At 68.0% G+C, this 17,588-nt stretch carries 15 protein-coding genes; 13 read left to right on the top strand and 2 right to left on the bottom strand.

The features are described 5' to 3' along the window. Positions 1-2: 2 nt before the first annotated feature. The 3 genes from M9952_15440 to M9952_15430 all read left to right on the top strand — a co-directional run bounded on the left by M9952_15440 (position 3) and on the right by M9952_15430 (position 5,514). Positions 3-1,421 carry a phosphoglucosamine mutase gene (locus M9952_15440; GenBank protein ID MCO5314316.1) on the top strand — a complete coding sequence of 473 codons (1,419 nt, stop codon included), beginning with the start codon at positions 3-5 and terminating at the stop codon, positions 1,419-1,421. 170 nt (positions 1,422-1,591) lie between these two features. After that, positions 1,592-5,068, top strand: coding sequence for an SIS domain-containing protein (locus M9952_15435; GenBank protein ID MCO5314315.1), 3,477 nt, complete (start codon positions 1,592-1,594; stop codon positions 5,066-5,068). Then, complete coding sequence (locus M9952_15430; protein MCO5314314.1) at positions 5,065-5,514, top strand: holo-ACP synthase; 450 nt, start codon at positions 5,065-5,067, stop codon at positions 5,512-5,514. Before M9952_15435 ends, M9952_15430 begins: the two co-directional genes overlap by 4 nt. A gap of 117 nt (positions 5,515-5,631) precedes the next feature. Here the strand turns inward: M9952_15430 and M9952_15425 are convergent, their stop codons facing one another. Then, the gene (locus M9952_15425) at positions 5,632-5,928 is read right to left on the bottom strand and encodes a hypothetical protein (GenBank protein ID MCO5314313.1); all 297 of its coding nucleotides are present in this window, start codon (positions 5,926-5,928) and stop codon (positions 5,632-5,634) included. Positions 5,929-6,027: 99 nt separating this feature from the next. Here M9952_15425 and M9952_15420 point away from each other — a divergent pair, with 99 nt between their 5' ends. From M9952_15420 to M9952_15410, 3 genes are all read left to right on the top strand, one after another. Continuing rightward, on the top strand, positions 6,028-7,461 hold the full coding sequence (locus tag M9952_15420) for an NAD(P)H-hydrate dehydratase (protein ID MCO5314312.1): 1,434 nt from the start codon (positions 6,028-6,030) through the stop codon (positions 7,459-7,461). Next, complete coding sequence (gene alr, locus M9952_15415; protein MCO5314311.1) at positions 7,458-8,645, top strand: alanine racemase; 1,188 nt, start codon at positions 7,458-7,460, stop codon at positions 8,643-8,645. The genes M9952_15420 and alr overlap by 4 nt, the downstream gene beginning before the upstream one ends. A gap of 107 nt (positions 8,646-8,752) precedes the next feature. Next, positions 8,753-10,711 (top strand): hypothetical protein, encoded by a 1,959-nt coding sequence (locus M9952_15410; GenBank protein ID MCO5314310.1) that lies wholly within the window; start codon positions 8,753-8,755, stop codon positions 10,709-10,711. Between the two features lie 25 nt (positions 10,712-10,736). On the opposite strand, the gene M9952_15405 is transcribed toward M9952_15410, so the two are convergent. Beyond that, the gene (locus M9952_15405; protein MCO5314309.1) at positions 10,737-11,501 is read right to left on the bottom strand and encodes a hypothetical protein; all 765 of its coding nucleotides are present in this window, start codon (positions 11,499-11,501) and stop codon (positions 10,737-10,739) included. Positions 11,502-11,635: 134 nt separating this feature from the next. On the opposite strand from M9952_15405, the gene tsaE reads away from it, so the two are divergent. The 7 genes from tsaE (at position 11,636) to M9952_15370 (ending at position 17,470) form a co-directional block, all read left to right on the top strand. Next, on the top strand, positions 11,636-12,220 hold the full coding sequence (gene tsaE, locus M9952_15400) for a tRNA (adenosine(37)-N6)-threonylcarbamoyltransferase complex ATPase subunit type 1 TsaE (protein ID MCO5314308.1): 585 nt from the start codon (positions 11,636-11,638) through the stop codon (positions 12,218-12,220). Beyond that, positions 12,217-12,915 carry a tRNA (adenosine(37)-N6)-threonylcarbamoyltransferase complex dimerization subunit type 1 TsaB gene (gene tsaB, locus M9952_15395; protein MCO5314307.1) on the top strand — a complete coding sequence of 233 codons (699 nt, stop codon included), beginning with the start codon at positions 12,217-12,219 and terminating at the stop codon, positions 12,913-12,915. The genes tsaE and tsaB overlap by 4 nt, the downstream gene beginning before the upstream one ends. Next, entirely contained in the window at positions 12,908-13,447 is a 540-nt protein-coding gene (rimI, locus tag M9952_15390) for a ribosomal protein S18-alanine N-acetyltransferase (GenBank protein ID MCO5314306.1), read from the top strand. The genes tsaB and rimI overlap by 8 nt, the downstream gene beginning before the upstream one ends. Positions 13,448-13,530: 83 nt before the next feature. Then, on the top strand, positions 13,531-14,544 hold the full coding sequence (gene tsaD, locus M9952_15385; protein ID MCO5314305.1) for a tRNA (adenosine(37)-N6)-threonylcarbamoyltransferase complex transferase subunit TsaD: 1,014 nt from the start codon (positions 13,531-13,533) through the stop codon (positions 14,542-14,544). Positions 14,545-14,690: 146 nt separating this feature from the next. Continuing rightward, positions 14,691-14,978 (top strand): co-chaperone GroES, encoded by a 288-nt coding sequence (gene groES, locus M9952_15380; GenBank protein ID MCO5314304.1) that lies wholly within the window; start codon positions 14,691-14,693, stop codon positions 14,976-14,978. Between the two features lie 17 nt (positions 14,979-14,995). After that, positions 14,996-16,624: a chaperonin GroEL gene (gene groL, locus M9952_15375; protein ID MCO5314303.1), complete on the top strand. Its 1,629-nt coding sequence runs from the start codon at positions 14,996-14,998 to the stop codon at positions 16,622-16,624. Positions 16,625-16,954: 330 nt separating this feature from the next. Then, a complete protein-coding gene (locus M9952_15370; GenBank protein MCO5314302.1) occupies positions 16,955-17,470 on the top strand; it encodes a CoA pyrophosphatase in 516 nt (171 codons plus the stop codon). Positions 17,471-17,588: the final 118 nt, after the last annotated feature.

The following is a 17,588-nucleotide window of genomic DNA, read 5'->3' as shown; positions in this document are numbered from 1 at the left end:
CGGTGCGTTTCGGTACCGATGGAATCCGCGGCGTCGCCAATGCGCAGCTGACGCCGGAACTCGCCCTCAGGATCGGCCGGGCCGCGGCCCGGGTCCTGGGCGGCGATCTCATGTCGATCGGACGTGATACCCGCTGGTCGGGTCCCATGATCGAGGCCGCCTTCGTCGCCGGTGTGTGCGCCGAGGGGGCCTCGGTCGAGCTTTTGGGCGTGGTGGCAACCCCGGCGGTGGCGTTCCGCTCCCAGACCTCGGGTTGGCCGGCCGCGATGATCTCCGCCTCGCACAATCCCTACGGAGACAACGGCATCAAGTTGTTCGCTGCCGGCGGCACGAAACTCGGCGACGACGTGCAGGCACGCCTCGAGGCGGAACTCGACGCGCTGGCGGCCGAGGCCGCGGCCGGTGAGTCGGCGGGCCGCGAGGTGCCGGGCCGCGAGGTGCCGGGCCGCGAGGTGCCGGGCCGCGAGGTGCCGATCGGCGATCGCGTGGGCACGGTTCGCAGCGCGGAGGTGGTGGGGGAGTACCTCGATCACGTGGTGGCCTCGGCGTTCGGCGGAGATCTGCTCGGTCCGGTGGTCGCTGGGCACGCCGATCGTCGCGCCCTGTCGGTGGTGCTCGACTGTGGCCACGGCGCCGCAGCGTCGAGTGCCGGCGAGGCGTTCCGGAGGCTCGGAGCCGAGGTGACGGTGCTCAACGTCGCCCCCGACGGTCGCAACATCAACGACGGCTGCGGATCCACCCATCCCGAACAGCTCGCGGCGAAGGTCATCGAACTGGGCGCCGACGTCGGGTTCGCATTCGACGGCGACGCCGATCGCCTGGTGGCCGTCGACGGTGCTGGCCGCATCGTGGATGGCGATCACCTCATCGCGATCGCGGCCATCGACCTGCACGAACGCGGTGAATTGCGCAACGACACCGTCGTCGTCACGGTCATGACGAACCTGGGTTTTCGTTTGGCGATGGCCGAGCGCAATATCGCGGTCGTCGAAACGAAGGTTGGTGACCGCTACGTGCTCGAGGCGCTCGACAGCGGCGGCCACAGCCTCGGCGGTGAACAGAGCGGCCACATCATCTTTCGAGATCGCGCCACCACCGGCGATGGCCTGTTGTCGGCGGTGTCGATCGCGGATGTGATCTCGCGGTCGCGACGCCCGCTCGCCGAGCTGGCCGATTCCGCCATGACCCGCCTGCCTCAGGTGCTCACCAACGTGCGTATCGCGTCGCCGATGCCCGATGTGGCGCAGCGCCTCGGCGCACAACTCGCCGAGGCCGAGGCCGAACTGGGTGCCACTGGCCGGGTGCTGGTGCGTCCCTCGGGCACCGAGCCCGTCGTGCGGGTGATGGTCGAGGCGGAATCGCCCGAGGTGGCCGAGCGGTGGGCGCAGCGTCTCGCCGAGGCCGTCGCCGCCCTCGACTGACCCGCGCCAGCCCGCCAGCCCGCCGCGCGCCCGCCAGCCAGCCCGCCGCGTGCCTTCAGCCCGTTTCCCGATAACCAGTGGTCGTGATCACGACCACTGGTTATCGGAGAACGGCCGTAGACTGGGCAATTGCCGCGCATCCGGAGCCGCGGCGCAGGAGATCGCTTCGTATGTGCGGAATCATCGCAGTCGTTCGACGTCACGCCGACCTGAAACGCGTGGGAGCCGACAGAATCATCGACCCGTTGCGCGGAGCGGTCGACCTGCTCGGCGACTCTGTCGGCCTGCCGAGCGTCGAGACGCTGCGGTCGGCCGCCGAACTGGTCGACTCGGTGAACCGCGCCTTGCTGCCCGCCAGCGGTGTGTTCACCCTCATCGACGATCCCGCTCTCGCCGCGAACGCAGCGGATCTCGGTGCCCAACTCGCCGACGCCCTCGCCCGCATCGACGCACACCTCGACGAGGGCGGTGCCGAAGTGGCTGGGGCGCCGATCGACACGGCCGAGGCCGGCGTCGAACGGTTCAACGCCGCCTTGATCGAACTCAAGGATGCGGTCTGGGCGGTCAACCGGGATCGTCTGCGCGCTGCCCGCGAGGTCGCGGCCCTCGCCGGACCCGACACCTCCCCCGCCGGAATCGCGGCGCTGTTCTCCCTGCACCAGGCGTTGAGTGCGGTCGACCGTCTCGAGGTTCGCGGCCGCGACTCCGCCGGCATCGAACTGGTGCTGTATCGCCACGGCCTCGATCTCGCCGATTCAGGCCTGGCGGCCGAACTCGCCAAGCGCAACGACGACAACTTCGTGGCCGGCGGCGTGCGGGTGGACGGCGACTCGCTGGTGTTCGTGTACAAGGCCGCGTTCGAGATCGGTGAACTCGGAGACAACACCGCGGAGCTGCGCCGCCAGATCCGATCCGATGCGCTGTTGCACCGCGTCCTGAGCGGCCCCGAGGTCGAGGCGCTCGTGTTGGGCCACACCCGATGGGCCTCGGTGGGCATCATCTCCGAACCCAACGCCCACCCGCAGTGCTCCGACGAACTCGAAGCGACCGGCGGGAGCCTGTGGACGGCGGTGCTCAACGGCGATGTCGACAACCATGCCGATCTCGTGGCCGATGAGGACCTCAAGATCGCGGCGGCGATCACCACTGACGCCAAGGTCATCCCCGCGCTGGTGAGCCGTCGTCAGATGCAGGGCCTCGATGCGGTCGAGGCGTTCCGTGAGTCGGTGGCGGTGATGGAGGGCTCCGTCGCCATCGCAGCGAACGATGCGCGCGACCCCCAGACCCTGTTGTTGGCGCTGCGCGGCAGCGGCCAGGCCCTCTATGTGGGTCTCGCGGACGACGCCTACATCGTTGCCTCCGAGCCTTACGGCGTGGTTGAGGAGACCGTGAGCTATGTCCGTATGGACGGCGAGACCGCGTCGAACCCCGACAACTCGACGGCGAGCCGCGGCCAGGTGCTGCGCCTCGACGCCAGCGGTGCCGGAACCATCGAAGGCATCACCCGTTGGAGCTATGACGGCACCGAGTTGCCGTTGACCGACGACGACGTGGCGACCGCCGAGATCACCACCCGAGATATCGACCGCGGCGATTTCCCGCATTTCCTGTTGAAGGAGATCTCCGATGCCCCCGGGTCGTTCCGCAAGACCCTCCGCGGCAAGCTCTCCGAGGTCGACGGTCGTTTGCGGGTCACGGTTCCCGACTCGACGCTTCCCCAATCTGTGCGCGACGACCTGGCGAACGGCGCCATCACCAAGATCCTCGTCATCGGCCAAGGCACGGCGGCCGCGGCGGGATCCTCGCTGGCGGTAGCCCTCAGCGAGTTCATCGCGGAGACCCCCGTTCGCGTCGAGGCGGTGCTCGCCACCGAACTGTCGGGGTTCGGCCTCCGAAGCGACATGAGCGACACGTTGGTCGTGGCGGTCAGCCAATCGGGCACCACCACCGACACCAACCGCACGGTCGACCTCGTGCGCTCCCGCGGCGCCAAGGTCGTCGCGATCGTCAACCGGCGAAACAGCGACCTCACCGACAAATCCGACGGCGTGCTCTACACCTCCGATGGCCGCGACATCGAGATGTCGGTGGCCTCCACCAAGGCCTACTACAGCCAGATCGCGGCCGGCCTGGTGCTGGCCACCGCGCTGGCGGACCTCGTCCCGGGCGCGACGAGTTCAGATTCGCCGGATCGCCAGGCCCTGTTGGCCGCGCTGCGTGAACTTCCCGCCAAGATGGCCGAGACCCTCGAGCGGCGCGACGTCATCGGTGCCGCGGCCCAGCGCTTCGCCCCGTCTCGTCGCTACTGGGCCATCGTCGGCAACGGGCCCAACGCCCTGGCGGCCCGCGAGCTGCGCATCAAGTTGTCGGAGCTGTGTTACAAGTCGATCGCGTGCGACGCCACCGAGGACAAGAAACACATCGACCTGTCCGCCGAACCGATGATCCTCGTGTGTGCGGCCGGCCTGGTCGGCTCGACCGCGGATGACGTCAGCAAGGAAGTGGCGATCTACAAGGCCCATAAGGCTGCGCCGATCGTCATCGCGTCCGACGGGGAGAACCGTTTCGACGCTGCGCTCGCGGTGATCGCGGTGCCTGAAACCCACGAGCGCCTGGCCTTCGTGCTGTCGGCCATGGCCGGGCACCTGTTCGGCTACGAGGCGGCCCTCGCGATCGACGTTCAGGCGAATCCGTTGCGTGAGGCGCGAGGGGTGATCGAGAACCTGGTCACCGACCACGCGGCCGATCTGCAACACAACGACCGGGCCACGGCGCTGTTGGAAGGCACCGCCAAGGAACTGCGGCCGCTCGCCCAGACCTTCATGGACGGCCTGCGATCGGGTGCCTACAACGGTCACCTCGACGCGTCGACCGCGGTGCGGGTGTCGTCGCTGTTCCGCTACGCGTCGGGGCTGTCGAGCCTCGACGCCTACCAGAGCGAGTTCGGCAAGATCGGCACCCCCGGGGTCGTGCTCGACGACCTCACCTCGGCGCTGACCGAGGGGATCGAGGAACTCACCCGCCCGGTCGACGCGATCAAGCATCAGGCCAAGACCGTGACCGTCGGCATCAGCCGTTCCGATGAGACGCTGTTGCAGGTGGCGCTCGTCGGCGATGTGCTCGAGGCGGGAGCGCCGCGTGATCGGCTCAGCTACGCGACGTTGCGGTCGCTCGCCGAACTCAGCCCGGCGGTGGTCGACGTGGTCGGCTTCACCCGCTACCGGGTCGAAAACGGCGAGCACGACGATGCGACCGCGGTGGTCATCGATCGCGGCGGGGTCTCGCTGAACCTGACCTCGCGAACCGAGCGCGATCCTCGGCTGCGCGGCACCAAGCACCTCGTGGCACGAGAGCACGAACTCATGGTGGCGCGTGGGCGCGGCGACGGACGCACGGTGTTGATCGTGCCCGAAACCAAGGACGGCCAAACCACCGGGCTGACGTTGTTGCACCTCCGTCTGGTCGATCGGCTTCCGGCGGCAACCGCCCGAGCGGTGTTGTCGGGCTATCGCCGTCGCTACCAAGCGCTGCGCGATGCGGTGACCGAGACCGAGGACCATTTCCGCGACGACCTGTTGGCGGAACAGGACGTGCTCGATCTGTTGTGCGACCCGATCCTCGACCTGGCCGACCGCTGGAGGGCATGACGCCGGCCCACGGTCTCGAACCTGAGGGCCTTGAGGGCCTTGAGGGCCTTGAGGGCCTCGTGGGTGTCGTGGGTGTCGTGGCGGTGGGGATCGACGCGGTCGATGTCGCACGCATGCGATCGGCGCTCGACGCGACCCCCAGCCTGATCGACCGGGCCTTCACCGAGTCCGAACGCGCCTATGCGCTGCGCCAGCGCGACTCGGCGCAACGCTTCGCCGCCCGATGGGCGATGAAGGAGGCGGTGGTCAAGTGTCTCGGAGGGGGCGTTCCTGGGATCGACCTGAGGTGTATCGACGTCGACCGGGGCGAGGGCGGGGAGCCGTCGGTGCGGCTGAGCGGCCGAGCGGCCGAACTCGCAGCGCAACGCGGCATCGTCCGTTGGGTGGTGTCGATGACCCACACCGACACCACGGCCATGGCGATCGCGGTGGGCCTGAGCGCCTGACCCGGCCCCGCCGCCCCGGCCCGTTCTGTAGGTAATCGGTGTTGCTATAGCAACACCGATTACCTACAGAACGCCTGGCGGGCAGAACGGCTGGCGGGCTGGCGGGGCCGGGGCGGGTCAGCGCGTAATCTCCACCGGGGTGACCAACCGCCAGCCGCGGCGGCGCACATTCACGATGGCATCGGGTCCGAGCGCCTTGCGGAGCTCGACGATGATGCCCTCGCATCGTCGCTGCGACAGATCGTGCAGCCCGGCATGGCGGATGAGCTGTTCGCGGCTCACCACCGTGCCGTCGGCGAGGGCTTCCAATACGGCGGCGCTGCGATGGGACAACGTGACGGCGGTGCCGTTGACGACCGCGGTGACAACCGCAGTGACGACCGAGGTGACGGCGGGATCGGAGGTCGAAGCCATGGGAGGCATCCAACCAACCGGGTGTTTCGCGTTCGCGCGCTCATTGTTACGCCTCGATGAACGATGTCGAGGTGTTGACGAAGCGGGCAGAATGTCCGGGTGATTCCTGTGCTGAGTCCTGCCGCCATGGCCGCGGTCGATCGTCATGCCGCCGACTCGCTCGACGAACTGGTCGAGCGCGCCGGCGCTGCGGTCGCCCACGCCGCGATCGAGATGCTCGGAACCGTCTACGGCCGGCGGGTGATCGTGATCGCCGGGTCGGGCAACAACGGAGCGGACGGTCGGGTGGCCGCACAGATCCTCCGCACCCGCGGCGCGGCCGTGGAGGTTCGCGAACCCTCCGATCGGCGCAAGGTGAAGGGGTTCGACCTGCTCATCGATGCTGCGTTCGGTACGGGGTTTCGCGGCACCTGGGATGCGCCGGTGACCGACGGCGTTGCGGTGCTGGCGGTCGACATCGCCTCGGGGGTCAACGCACTGAGTGGAGCAGCCTGCGGCACGCCGTTGCGTGCGACGCGCACCGTGACGTTCGCGGCCATGAAGCCCGGACTGTTCTTCGCTGACGGTCCGTCGTTGTGCGGGGAGATCACCCTCGCCGACATCGGGTTGGATCTCGCCCCAGGCGACCGCGTCGATCGTGCGCCGCTGCACCTGCTCGAGGCCGACGACCTCGTCGCGTTGGTACCCGACCGCGATCGCGCCGCGCACAAATGGAACGCTGCGGTTCTGGTCGTCGCCGGTTCACCGCGAATGCCGGGTGCGGCAGCGCTTGCGGCGATGGGGGCCCAGCGCGGCGGTGCCGGATATGTGCGGGTGGCGTCTCCCGGCATCGACGGCCCGGTCGGTTTCGCCGGCGCTCAGGGCGGCCACGCAACACTGCCGGTGGAATGCGTGCGCGTCGACGCTGCCGAGGCGGACTGGTCCGACGACGTGCTGAGCGAATGCGACCGCGTGCGTTCCATCGTGTTGGGCCCCGGGTTGGGACGCGACCAAGCCACCGGTCGGGCGATCCGGGCGGTGCTGCGCGACGCCTCGGTCCCGGTCGTCGTCGACGCCGACGCGTTGCGGGCGATCGGCGACATCGACTCGGGGTTTACGGAACTTCCGGAGAACTCTGTGCTGACCCCTCACGACGGCGAGTTCGCGGCGATGGCCGACGAGCCTCCCGGGGCCGATCGTGTGGCCGATGCCCGCGATCTCGCCGAGCGCACGGGGGCGGTCGTGGTCCTGAAAGGCCCCACCACCGTCGTCGCCGCACCCAATGGACGGGCGGTTCTGGTGAACGCCGGCGACGAGCGCCTGGCCACCGCCGGCACCGGCGACGTGTTGTCGGGGGTGATCGCAGCGCTGTTGGCTCGCGGCGCCAACGCGTTCGACGCCGCGAGCGCCGGGGCCCTGGCCCACGGTCTCGCAGCCCGGCGCCTGCCGCTGGTGGGCACGGTCGCCGGCGATCTCCCACCGGTGATTTCCGAGGTGTTGTCCGAGGCCGTCGCCGAACAACGTGCGACGGGCCCGCGGCGGACGCGACGATGACGCGACCGAGTCGCATCGAGGTGTCGGCGTCGGCGCTTCGTTCGAACGTCGAGGCGCTCGTCGAGTTGTGTGCTCCGGCCGCGGTGTGCGCGGTGGTGAAGGCCAACGCGTACGGACACGGGGCCGTGCTGGCGTCACGCGAGGCGCTCGCCGGCGGAGCGAGCGTGTTGGCCGTGGCCTTGGTGGAGGAGGCGGTGGAGCTGCGCGAGGCCGGAATCGACGCGCCGATCCTGGTGTTGTCGGCGCCCCAGCGCGACGACTGGGCGACGGTGGCGGAGTTGGGGCTCGAGTCGTTCGTGTACTCGCGCGACGACATCGAGGCGGCCGCGGCGGCCGCTGGGGCGGGGTCCGTCGGCGGCGCACGAGGCGAGGTGGAGGTGGGGCTTCATCTGAAGGTCGACACCGGCATGCGGCGCGTCGGCTGCGAGGTCGGCGATGCGCTCGAACTCGCCGGCCTGATCCTCGACACGCCGGGGGTGCGCCTCGCCGGGCTCGCAACCCACCTCGCCACCGCGGATGAGGTAGCGCCGAGCGCTGGTGCGGCGCTGTGCGACGCCCAACTGGCCGCCTTTTCCGAGGTCGACGCGCAGGTCGCGGCGATGGTCGAGGGCCGCTCCGGGTCGGCGACGGACCGATCGACGAACGGCGACCGCGGCTATGTGCGTCACGTGGCGAACTCGCCGGCGGCACTGACCCGCCCGCAGGCGCACCTCGACATGGTGCGATGTGGCATCGCGGTCTACGGCATCGCCCCGTCGCCGGCGCAGCCGATTCCGGTCGAGTTGACCCCGGCCGCTCGACTCGTCTCGGCGGTGACATGGACCAAACGGGTGGGTGCCGATGAGGCCGTGTCGTACGGGGCTCGGTATCGCACACCTCGTGAGACGACGATCGCGACGGTCCCGGTGGGCTATGCCGATGGCGTCGCCAGGTCGCTGACCGGAGCCGGCGCGGAGGTGCTCATCAACGGTCGTCGCGCCCCGATCGTGGGAACGGTGACGATGGATCAACTGATGATCGACGTCGGCGACGAACCGGTGGCGATCGGCGACGAGGTCGTGCTGATCGGCCGCGCTGGCGCCGATGAGATCACCGCCAACGATCTGGCCGAGACGATCGGGACGATCGGCTATGAGGTGGTCACCCGATTGTCGGCCCGGTTGCCGAGGGTTGTGGTGCCGTAGGACATCGCCCAAAGGTGCCGACGATCTCGGGCCGGTCGGCCCGGGTCACTCGGGAAAACTTCCCAGGGCGGTTGTGGAATTTGGTGTCGATCCGTATCGTCGACCAGATGGGTGAATCGATTCTCGACGACGTTCTCGGCGCCGACAACGCCGACAGCACTGCTGGCGTAGATGGGGATCGGCGCCTGCGCATCGACCGTCGTCGGCTGCTCCAGGGCGCGGCGGTGGCCTCGGCCGGCGGCGCCGTCGCGACGCTGTTTCAGGGTCGGGCCGATGCCCAGTCGGCCAACAAGCTTGAGGGCTACGCCAACCTCACCTCGGTCGACCCAGGCCAGACGATTCGCTTTTTCGTAACCAACGGTCTGGCCGCCGGAGTCCGTTCGACGGCGGCGTTCGCCATCAAGCGCGTCGATCACCCGAACGACGTTCAGGTCCACACGGCGTCCGTCAGCGTCGAAGGTCAGGTGACTCCGGCGAACGCGTGGGCGGTCGGATGCAACTGGAATGAGACCACGAGCTTCACCGTCCCGACCTCGTGGCCGACGGGGCTGTACAACGCGTACTTCAGCGAGGGTTCCACCCGCTCGTGCATTCCTTTCGTCGTGAAGCCCGCGGTGCTGGGCGCCGCCAGCAAGATTCTCTGCCAGGTTCCCTTCACGACGCTTCAGGCCTACAACGGCTGGGGCGGCAAGTGCCTGTACGAGTTCCGGTCCTCCAACAAGGTGCGCTCGTACAAGGTCAGCTTCGACCGTCCCCACGACAACCCCGAGTACGGCGACCTTTATCAGTGGGTTCGTCCGTTCATCCGGTTCGCTCGTCGGCGAGGCATCGAGATCGATTACGTGTCGACGGTCGACCTTCACGACAAGGCGTCGCTGCTCGACAGCTATCAGATGTTCGTCACCGTCGGCCACGATGAGTACTGGTCGCGGGAGATGCGCAACAACCTCGACCGGTTCGTGCGCAACGGCGGCAATGCGGCGGTGTTCAGCGGCAACACCATGTACTGGCAGATCCGCTTCGAGCCGAACGCCGCGGGCGCGGCGAATCGGGTCATCACCTGCTACAAGGACTGGAACGCCGACCCGATCGCCGACCCGGCGCGAAAGACCGTCGAATGGGAGGAGTTCGGGCCGAGCTACAAGCGCGCGTTGGGGACGTTCTCGCAGCACTCCTCGATCGGGCTCGGCTGGGAGCGCGGCGGGGTCTGGTCCGGTACCGGACCGCGTCCGGCCAACCCGTTCGTCATCGAGCGACCGGAACACTGGGCCTTCGCCGGCACCGGACTGGCGAAGGGTGCGCAGCTCGCCGGCGAGCTGGTCGGCTATGAGACCGACGCCCTCAAGTGGTCGCGGGTCAACGGCGTTGCAACGCCGACCGGCACCGATGGTGCCCCGTCGAATTTCAAGATTCTCGGCATCGCCAACCTCGATTCCTGGACGGCGGTGGGGCAAAAAGGCGGCGAGGCCGTCATGGGGACGTTCCGTCGAAACGGAACGGTGTTCAACGTCGGAACGGTCGACTGGGCGAAGGGTCTGACCTCGCCAACCGCCGAGGTCGAAAAGATCACGATGAATGTGATCGAGGCGCTCTCGAGGGTGAAGACCCCGCGCGAGCGCCGCCTTCAGGAGCTGTATCAATACCACGCGGTCAATGCGGATGGGGGATGGCGTTTCGTGTTCGCCCCCTCGCCGTTCTTCACCCAGAAGAACACCGGCTGGATCTACGACGGCCCGGCGTTTTGGGTCTACACCTCGCCACCGGCAGACGTCGACGGCGTCGTGGAAATCAAGCAGTACCATGCGGTGAACCCCGATGGCGGTTGGAACATCCGCTATCAGCTCCCCGAGGTCGCCACTCCAGAGGGCTACGTGTACGACGGGCCAGCGTTCTTCGCGCACGGCACCGCCGGCACCGGCCGCTACCCGATCTATCTGTACACGGCGCCGTCGGCGGGCTCGTTCGATCGGGTCGTCTACTCGCCCACCCCGAATCTCGGTCGCGGGTGGAACCTCGAGGGTGTCGCCTTCTACGCCCCGACCCCGCCGTCGCGACTGTCCGACTGACCGCTGGTGCTCCTGAGCGCTGCGCTCAGGGGGCCGCCGTCAGGTCCCAGCGGGGCTGGTAGTAGAGGTAGCGAGGGGTCATCGTGTCGAGGCCGTAGCCGCATCGCGCCGATGCCCGCATCGGCCCGAGGGTGATGGCCTCGGGCCAGGGCGCGTTCACGGTCCACGTTCCGCTGTCGTCGACCAGGACCGTGCCGTCGGGGTCGAACGGGGTGGTACCGCCGAATCCGCTGTTCACCATCCACTCGACCGTGCCGCCGGGGCACCGTTGCCCCGACATCGTGAACGCGTCCGACAGCGATTGAACCTCGGGGGCTTGCAGCGTCATCGCCTCGCTGGAGCGGACGTGGAACAACGTGGCGGTCATCGAGCGGCGCGGCGGACGAAACGTGCCGCACAACACCCGCACCCCGTACCACCCCTCGAACGCGTCGGGGAGCCGCACGGTGCCCGTCGAACGCATCGTCACCGAGGTGTCCACCGCCGCTCGCGCGATCCGCACGGCTGAACGTTTCGCTCCGTCGTCGGTCTCGAGGTACACCTCGGCGGTGATGGGGCCCACCGGGCAACCCTCGACGGTGACGAGGACGTCCACGTCGTCGCCGGGAACCGGGCGTTCGGGGGAGGTCCGAACCACCACCGAAACCGGCACCGCCTGCGCCGACGCCGGGGTCGCGGCCGGAACCGACGCCGCGCAGATCGCTGCGGTGAGCACCGCGGCGAGGCGGCGCCGGCGGTGCGCGGAGCGCGGGGAAGTCGTGGCGTTCGGCGTGTGGTCGGTGTCGGTCATGTCATTCCATGGAGGCGGGATCCGATGCATGAGCGTACGGCGTTTCTCGCCGCGAACCAACGTCGCCACCGCAGGGGTGTGAACGGGTGGGGTGTCGAGGGATGGCGGGTCGCGGTGCCGGTAGTGTGTGACCGATGCTGAGCGCCCACACGACGTCGCCCACCGAGACAGCAGCGTTGGCCGCAGCGATCGCCGCGCTCGCCGAACCGGGCGACCTCATCTTGCTGACCGGCGATCTCGGTGCCGGCAAGACGGCCTTCGCCAAGGGGTTCGGCCGGGCGCTCGGGGTGGCCGAGGCGATCACCTCGCCGACCTTCACGCTGGTGCGCGAATACTCGGGCCGGCTGAAGCTGTATCACCTCGACGTCTATCGCATCGAGCAGATCGAGGAGGCGCTCGAACTGGGACTGGCCGAACTGCTCGACGAGGGGGCGGTGACCCTCATCGAATGGGCCGACAACATCTTGTCCGAACTGCCCGCGGATCGCTTGGAGATCGTCATCGAACTCGTCGACCCGGCCGCAGGCACCGACCCGGCCACAGGCACCGACCCGGTCGCAGGCGCCGAGGTCGCAGGCGCCGAGGTCGATCTCGACGACTGTCGCAGCCTGCGGTTCCATCTGCAGGGGCCCCGCTGGGCGGCGCGCTCGCGTGCCATCGCCGAGGCCGTCGCACCGTGGACCCGCCCCGAACCGACCTCGAATGGTGAGGCGTCATGATCATCCTCGGAATCGACACCGCGACATCTCAGGCCGGCTGCGCGCTCGGAAGCTATGAAGGCGTCCTGGCGCTGTCTCAGTGCGCGAAGGGTCGCCGCCACGCCGAGAACCTCACCCCGGCGATCCGCTTCATCTGCGAACAGGCTCAGATCGAACTGGGCGAGATCGGTGCGATCGCGGTCGACCTCGGCCCCGGGTTGTTCACCGGGCTCCGCGTCGGCATAGCGACCGGCAAGGCGATGGCCCATGCCCTGCGGGTTCCGGTGATCGGTGTCGCCAGCCTCGACCTGGTGGCCTTCGCAGTCCGGTATTCGTCGCGCCTCATCGTGTCGGCGATCGACGCCCGCCGCTCGGAGTTGTACTACGCGTTCTACCGGCAGGTGCCCGGCGGGGTGCAGCGCCTCGGCGACTATCAGCTCGGCTCTCCGGCCGACCTCGCTGCCGATCTGGCGGAGCGGCGCGACGAGATGCTGCTCGTCGGCGACGGGTTCCAGCGCTATCACGACCTCTTCGCCGGGGTCGACAAGGCCGAGATGGCCGACGCCGGGTTCGCCCACCCGAGCGCGGCGTCGCTCGTGCAACTCGCCCATGCGAAGGCGTTGCGCGAGGAATTCGAACCCCCCGCGTCGCTCGAGCCGATCTACTTGCGCAAGCCCGACGCCGAGATCAATTGGGTCACCCGCAACGATGGCTGACGGCCACGGTGGGTGGCCGTTGCGTGCGACGGGGTCGCTCAACGACGTCGCGATCGTGGCGATGAGGCCCCGCCACCTCGGCGGGGTGGCGGCCATCGAGAACCTGACGAGCACGCGGCCGTGGTCCGAAGAGCTGTTCGCATCGGAGCTCAAACAGGCGACGTCGCGTTGTTGGGTGGCGGTGCGATCCAACAACGAGGTGGTCGGGTTCGCGTGTCTGATGTCGACCGGGTTCGAAACCCACATCACCAACATCGCGGCGGCCGTCGATCATCGGCGTGAGGGAATCGCCACCGCGCTCATGGTGACGATGATGGATGCCACGATGGCGTGGGGCCTCGACGCGGTCACCCTCGAGGTGAAGGCCGGCAACGACGCCGCGCAGGGGCTGTATCGGCGTTTCGGTTTCGTGGCCGAGGGCGTGCGGCCGAAGTACTACGCCGAGACCGGCGAGGACGCGGTGATCATGTGGTGCCGTGGGATCGATTCCGACGACTACGCGGATCGGCTCGCGCAGATCTGTTCCGGCTGAGACCCGTGTGGGCCGAGACCCGTGCCGGCTGAGACCTGTGCTGGCTGAGACCTCGGTGTGCGGCGCCCGGTAACGTGATGACGATGAGCGCCGACCTTTCGCCGACCGCACCGATTCTCGGAATCGAGACGAGCTGTGACGAGACCGCGGCCGCGGTCGTCGCCGGCGGCCGAACGGTGATGAGTTCGGTCGTGTCGAGCCAGGTCGACCTGCACGCCAGGTTCGGCGGAGTGGTGCCCGAGATCGCCAGCCGGGCCCATCTCGATCTCATCGTGCCGATCGTGGCCGAATCCGTGGTTTCGGCCGGGGTCGCCGAAGCCGACATCGCGGCGGTGGGGGCCACGTGTGGGCCAGGGCTGATCGGGTCGTTGCTGGTCGGGGTGAGCGCCGCCAAGGCGTTGGCCCTTGCGTGGGACGTGCCCTTCGTGGCGGTGAATCACCTCGAGGCGCACCTGTACGCCTCGCTGCTCGAGGACCCCGATCTCGAGTTTCCGCTCGTGGTGTTGTTGGTGTCGGGCGGCCACACGATGCTGATCCGCATGGACGGACCCGGGCGCTATGAGTTGCTCGGCCAGACGATCGACGACGCGGCGGGGGAGGCCTTCGACAAGGTCGCCCGGTTCCTCGGTCTGGGCTATCCGGGCGGGCCGGCGGTCGACCGGCTGGCGATGGTCGGCGACCCCGAGGCGATTGCGTTTCCCCGCTCGATGCTCAACGACGGCTACGACTTCAGCTTCTCGGGCCTCAAGACCTCGGTCATCAACCACGTGCGCAAGCATCCCGACGTGAGCGCCGAGGATGTGTGCGCATCGTTCCAGCAGGCGGTGGTCGACGTGTTGGTGACCAAAGCGCGTCGGGCCGCCCGCGAGGTCGGGGCGAAGGGGTTGGCGCTCGGCGGGGGTGTGGCGGCCAACAGCCAGTTACGTGAATCCTTCCTCGACGTGTGCGTGGACGAGCAGATCGCCGGGTTCTTGCCGAGCCATGAGATGTGCACCGACAACGCGGCGATGGTGGCGGCGGCGGCCTGGTATCAGCTGTCCCTGAAAGGTCCGTCGAGCCTGGATGTCGGCGCCTACCCGAATCTCTCGCTGATCTGACGTCGCGGCGAGCCGACGCGGCGGCGATCTGAGGGGGCGCTTAGCACTCGATCATGTGGAGTGCTAACTTGGCACTCGCGCCGGTTGAGTGCCAACACGGTCGCATTGAAGTCCGCAACTAGCGAAAGCCCAACGGAGGCATCTGCATGAACCTGCAGCCACTCGAAGACCGAATCGTCGTTCGTCCCGCCGAGGCGGAGGCGACCACCGCCAGCGGTCTGGTCATCCCCGACACCGCCAAGGAAAAGCCGCAGCAGGGCGAGGTTCTCGCCGTCGGCGAAGGCCGCTTCAGCGACGAAGGCGAGCGGATCCCGCTCGACATCAAGGTCGGCGACAAGGTCGTGTACTCGAAGTACGGCGGCACCGAGATTTCCCATGGCGGCGAAGACCTGCTCATCCTCGCCGCCCGCGACGTGCTCGCGATCGTCAAGTAACCGAAGGACGCAGTCACATGGCAAAGATTCTGAAATTCGACGACGAGGCGCGCCGCGCCCTCGAGGCGGGCGTGAACAAGCTCGCCGACGCGGTCAAGGTCACCATCGGCCCCAAGGGTCGCAACGTCGTGCTCGACAAGAAGTTCGGTGCGCCGACGATCACCAACGACGGCGTGTCCATCGCCCGTGAGATCGAACTCGAAGATCCCTTCGAGAACATGGGTGCCCAGCTCGTCAAGGAAGTTGCGACCAAGACCAACGACGTCGCCGGCGACGGAACCACCACCGCCACCGTGCTCGCCCAGGCCCTCGTTCGTGAAGGCCTCCGCAACGTCGCCGCCGGCGCCAGCCCGCTCGGGCTCAAGCGCGGCATCGAGGCCGCCGTCGCCGCAGCGGTCGAGTCGATCCACTCCCAGGCCACCTCGGTGGACGACGATCAGGGCAACATCGCCCAGGTCGCCTCGATCTCGGCCGCCGATTCGGCGATCGGAAGCGTCATCGCCGAGGCGATCGCCAAGGTCGGCAAGGACGGCGTGGTCACCGTGGAAGAGTCGAACACCTTCGGCATGGAACTCGACTTCGTCGAGGGCATGCAGTTCGACAAGGGCTACCTGTCGCCGTACTTCGTCACCGACGCCGAGCGTCAAGAAGCGGTGCTGAATGACCCCTACATCCTGTTCGTCAACGGCAAGATCACGTCGGTGCAGGACCTCGTTCCGGTGCTCGAGAAGGTCATGCAGTCGGGTAAGCCGCTGTTGATCGTCGCGGAGGACGTCGAGGGCGAGGCGCTCGCCACCCTCGTGGTCAACAAGATCCGTGGCACCTTCAACTCGGTCGCCGTCAAGGCCCCCGGCTTCGGCGAACGCCGCAAGGCGATGCTCGCCGACATGGCGATCCTCACCGGTGCCCAGGTCATCAGCGAAGAGGTCGGCCTCAAGCTCGATGCCGCCGATCTGTCGCTGCTCGGGCGTGCCCGCAAGATCGTGATCACCAAGGACGAGACCACCATCGTCGAGGGCGCTGGTTCCCAGGACGACGTGAACGGTCGCGTGGCCCAGATCAAGGCCGAGATCGACAACACCGACTCCGACTGGGACCGCGAGAAGCTCCAGGAGCGCCTCGCCAAGCTCAGCGGCGGCGTTGCGGTCGTCAAGGTCGGCGCTGCGACCGAGGTCGAGCTCAAGGAAAAGAAGCACCGCATCGAAGATGCGCTCTCGGCCACCCGCGCCGCGATCGAGGAAGGCGTCGTCGCCGGTGGCGGTACTGCGCTGCTTCGTGCCCGCGCCGGCCTCGCGGATGTGATCGCCGGTCTCGAGGGCGACGAGGCGACCGGAGCCAAGGCCGTGCATCGCGCGCTCGAGGCGCCGACCCGCCAGATCGCCGAGAACGCCGGTCTCGAAGGTGCAGTCGTCGTGCAGCGCGTCGAGGCCGAAGCTGGTTCGGTTGGGCTCAACGCCGCCACCGGCGCATTCGAGGACCTGCTCAAGGCCGGCGTCATCGATCCGGCCAAGGTGACCCGTGCGGCGTTGCAGAACGCGGCCTCGATCGCCGGCCTGTTGCTGACCACCGAGTGCCTCGTCGCCGACAAGCCCGAAGAGGCTGCGCCGGCGATGCCCGACATGGGTGGCATGGGCGGCATGATGTAACGAACGCTTTTGCGTCGCTAACCACGAATACAAACGAAGGGCGGCGGGCACATGCCTCGCCGCCCTTCGTCGCGCCCAATCCCGCCCCGGACACTGGGCGGGTGCCCGATTACCATGCGGGGCATGGCACTTGGGCCGCGAGGCGGCGACCAGATCATCCCGCGGCCACCCGACGTCGTTGTCGGCGCGCCACCTCCGTGGTCGAGCCTGGTTTCCCTTCCCGATCTGTCATGGAACAGTGTCGCTGAGCGGGTTCGGTCGTTCCCGCCAGGGGCGCCCCCAGAGTTCGCAGTTTCAAATTCGGCGGATGCTGCGGTGTTGGTGGCTCTGATGCCATCGTTGAACGGCATGACAGAAGTCGTGTTCACTAAACGACCTCAAACGATGAAGCAACACTCAGGTGAGATCTCGTTCCCCGGGGGGAAAGTTGAGCGTGGTGAGTCGTGTCGTGATGCCGCACTCCGCGAGGCACACGAAGAGGTGGATCTGATGCCTCAATCTGTCCAGCTTGCCGGACGGCTCGATGCGCTCTCCACGGTCGCAACCGCATTCACGATCTATCCCGTCGTCGGGCGCGTCAAGGAATCGGTCACACTGACACCGCATCCTGCGGAAGTAGCGTCAATACTTCGAGTCGGTGTCGATGAACTCCTTCAAGAGGGTGTGTATCACCAAGAGGTTTGGCAGGTGGCGGGCCACGAATGGCCAATGCATTTCTATCTCCTCGAAGGTGAGACGGTGTGGGGTGCCACAGCCGCCATCCTCACCAATTTCCTTGGATTGCTCACCGGTACCAGGCCACCCGCGGGGAGGCCGCCTATTACCGATCGATGGATGATCGACTGACACCCTGGTGGCAGACCCTCCGCCCGCTGAGACAGTAAGCGAGGGGGGTTGCCGCCCTCATCCGTGCGTCATCGGCAAATCGGTCGGTGACGGCGGGTCGGGTTGATCTGCCGGCGCT

The sequence above is a fragment of the Microthrixaceae bacterium genome (genome assembly GCA_023957975.1).
Taxonomy (GTDB): Bacteria; Actinomycetota; Acidimicrobiia; order Acidimicrobiales; family Microtrichaceae; genus JAMLGM01.
Note: the sequence above shows the minus strand (reverse complement) of the source record. Positions and strands in the feature narration are given on the sequence as shown.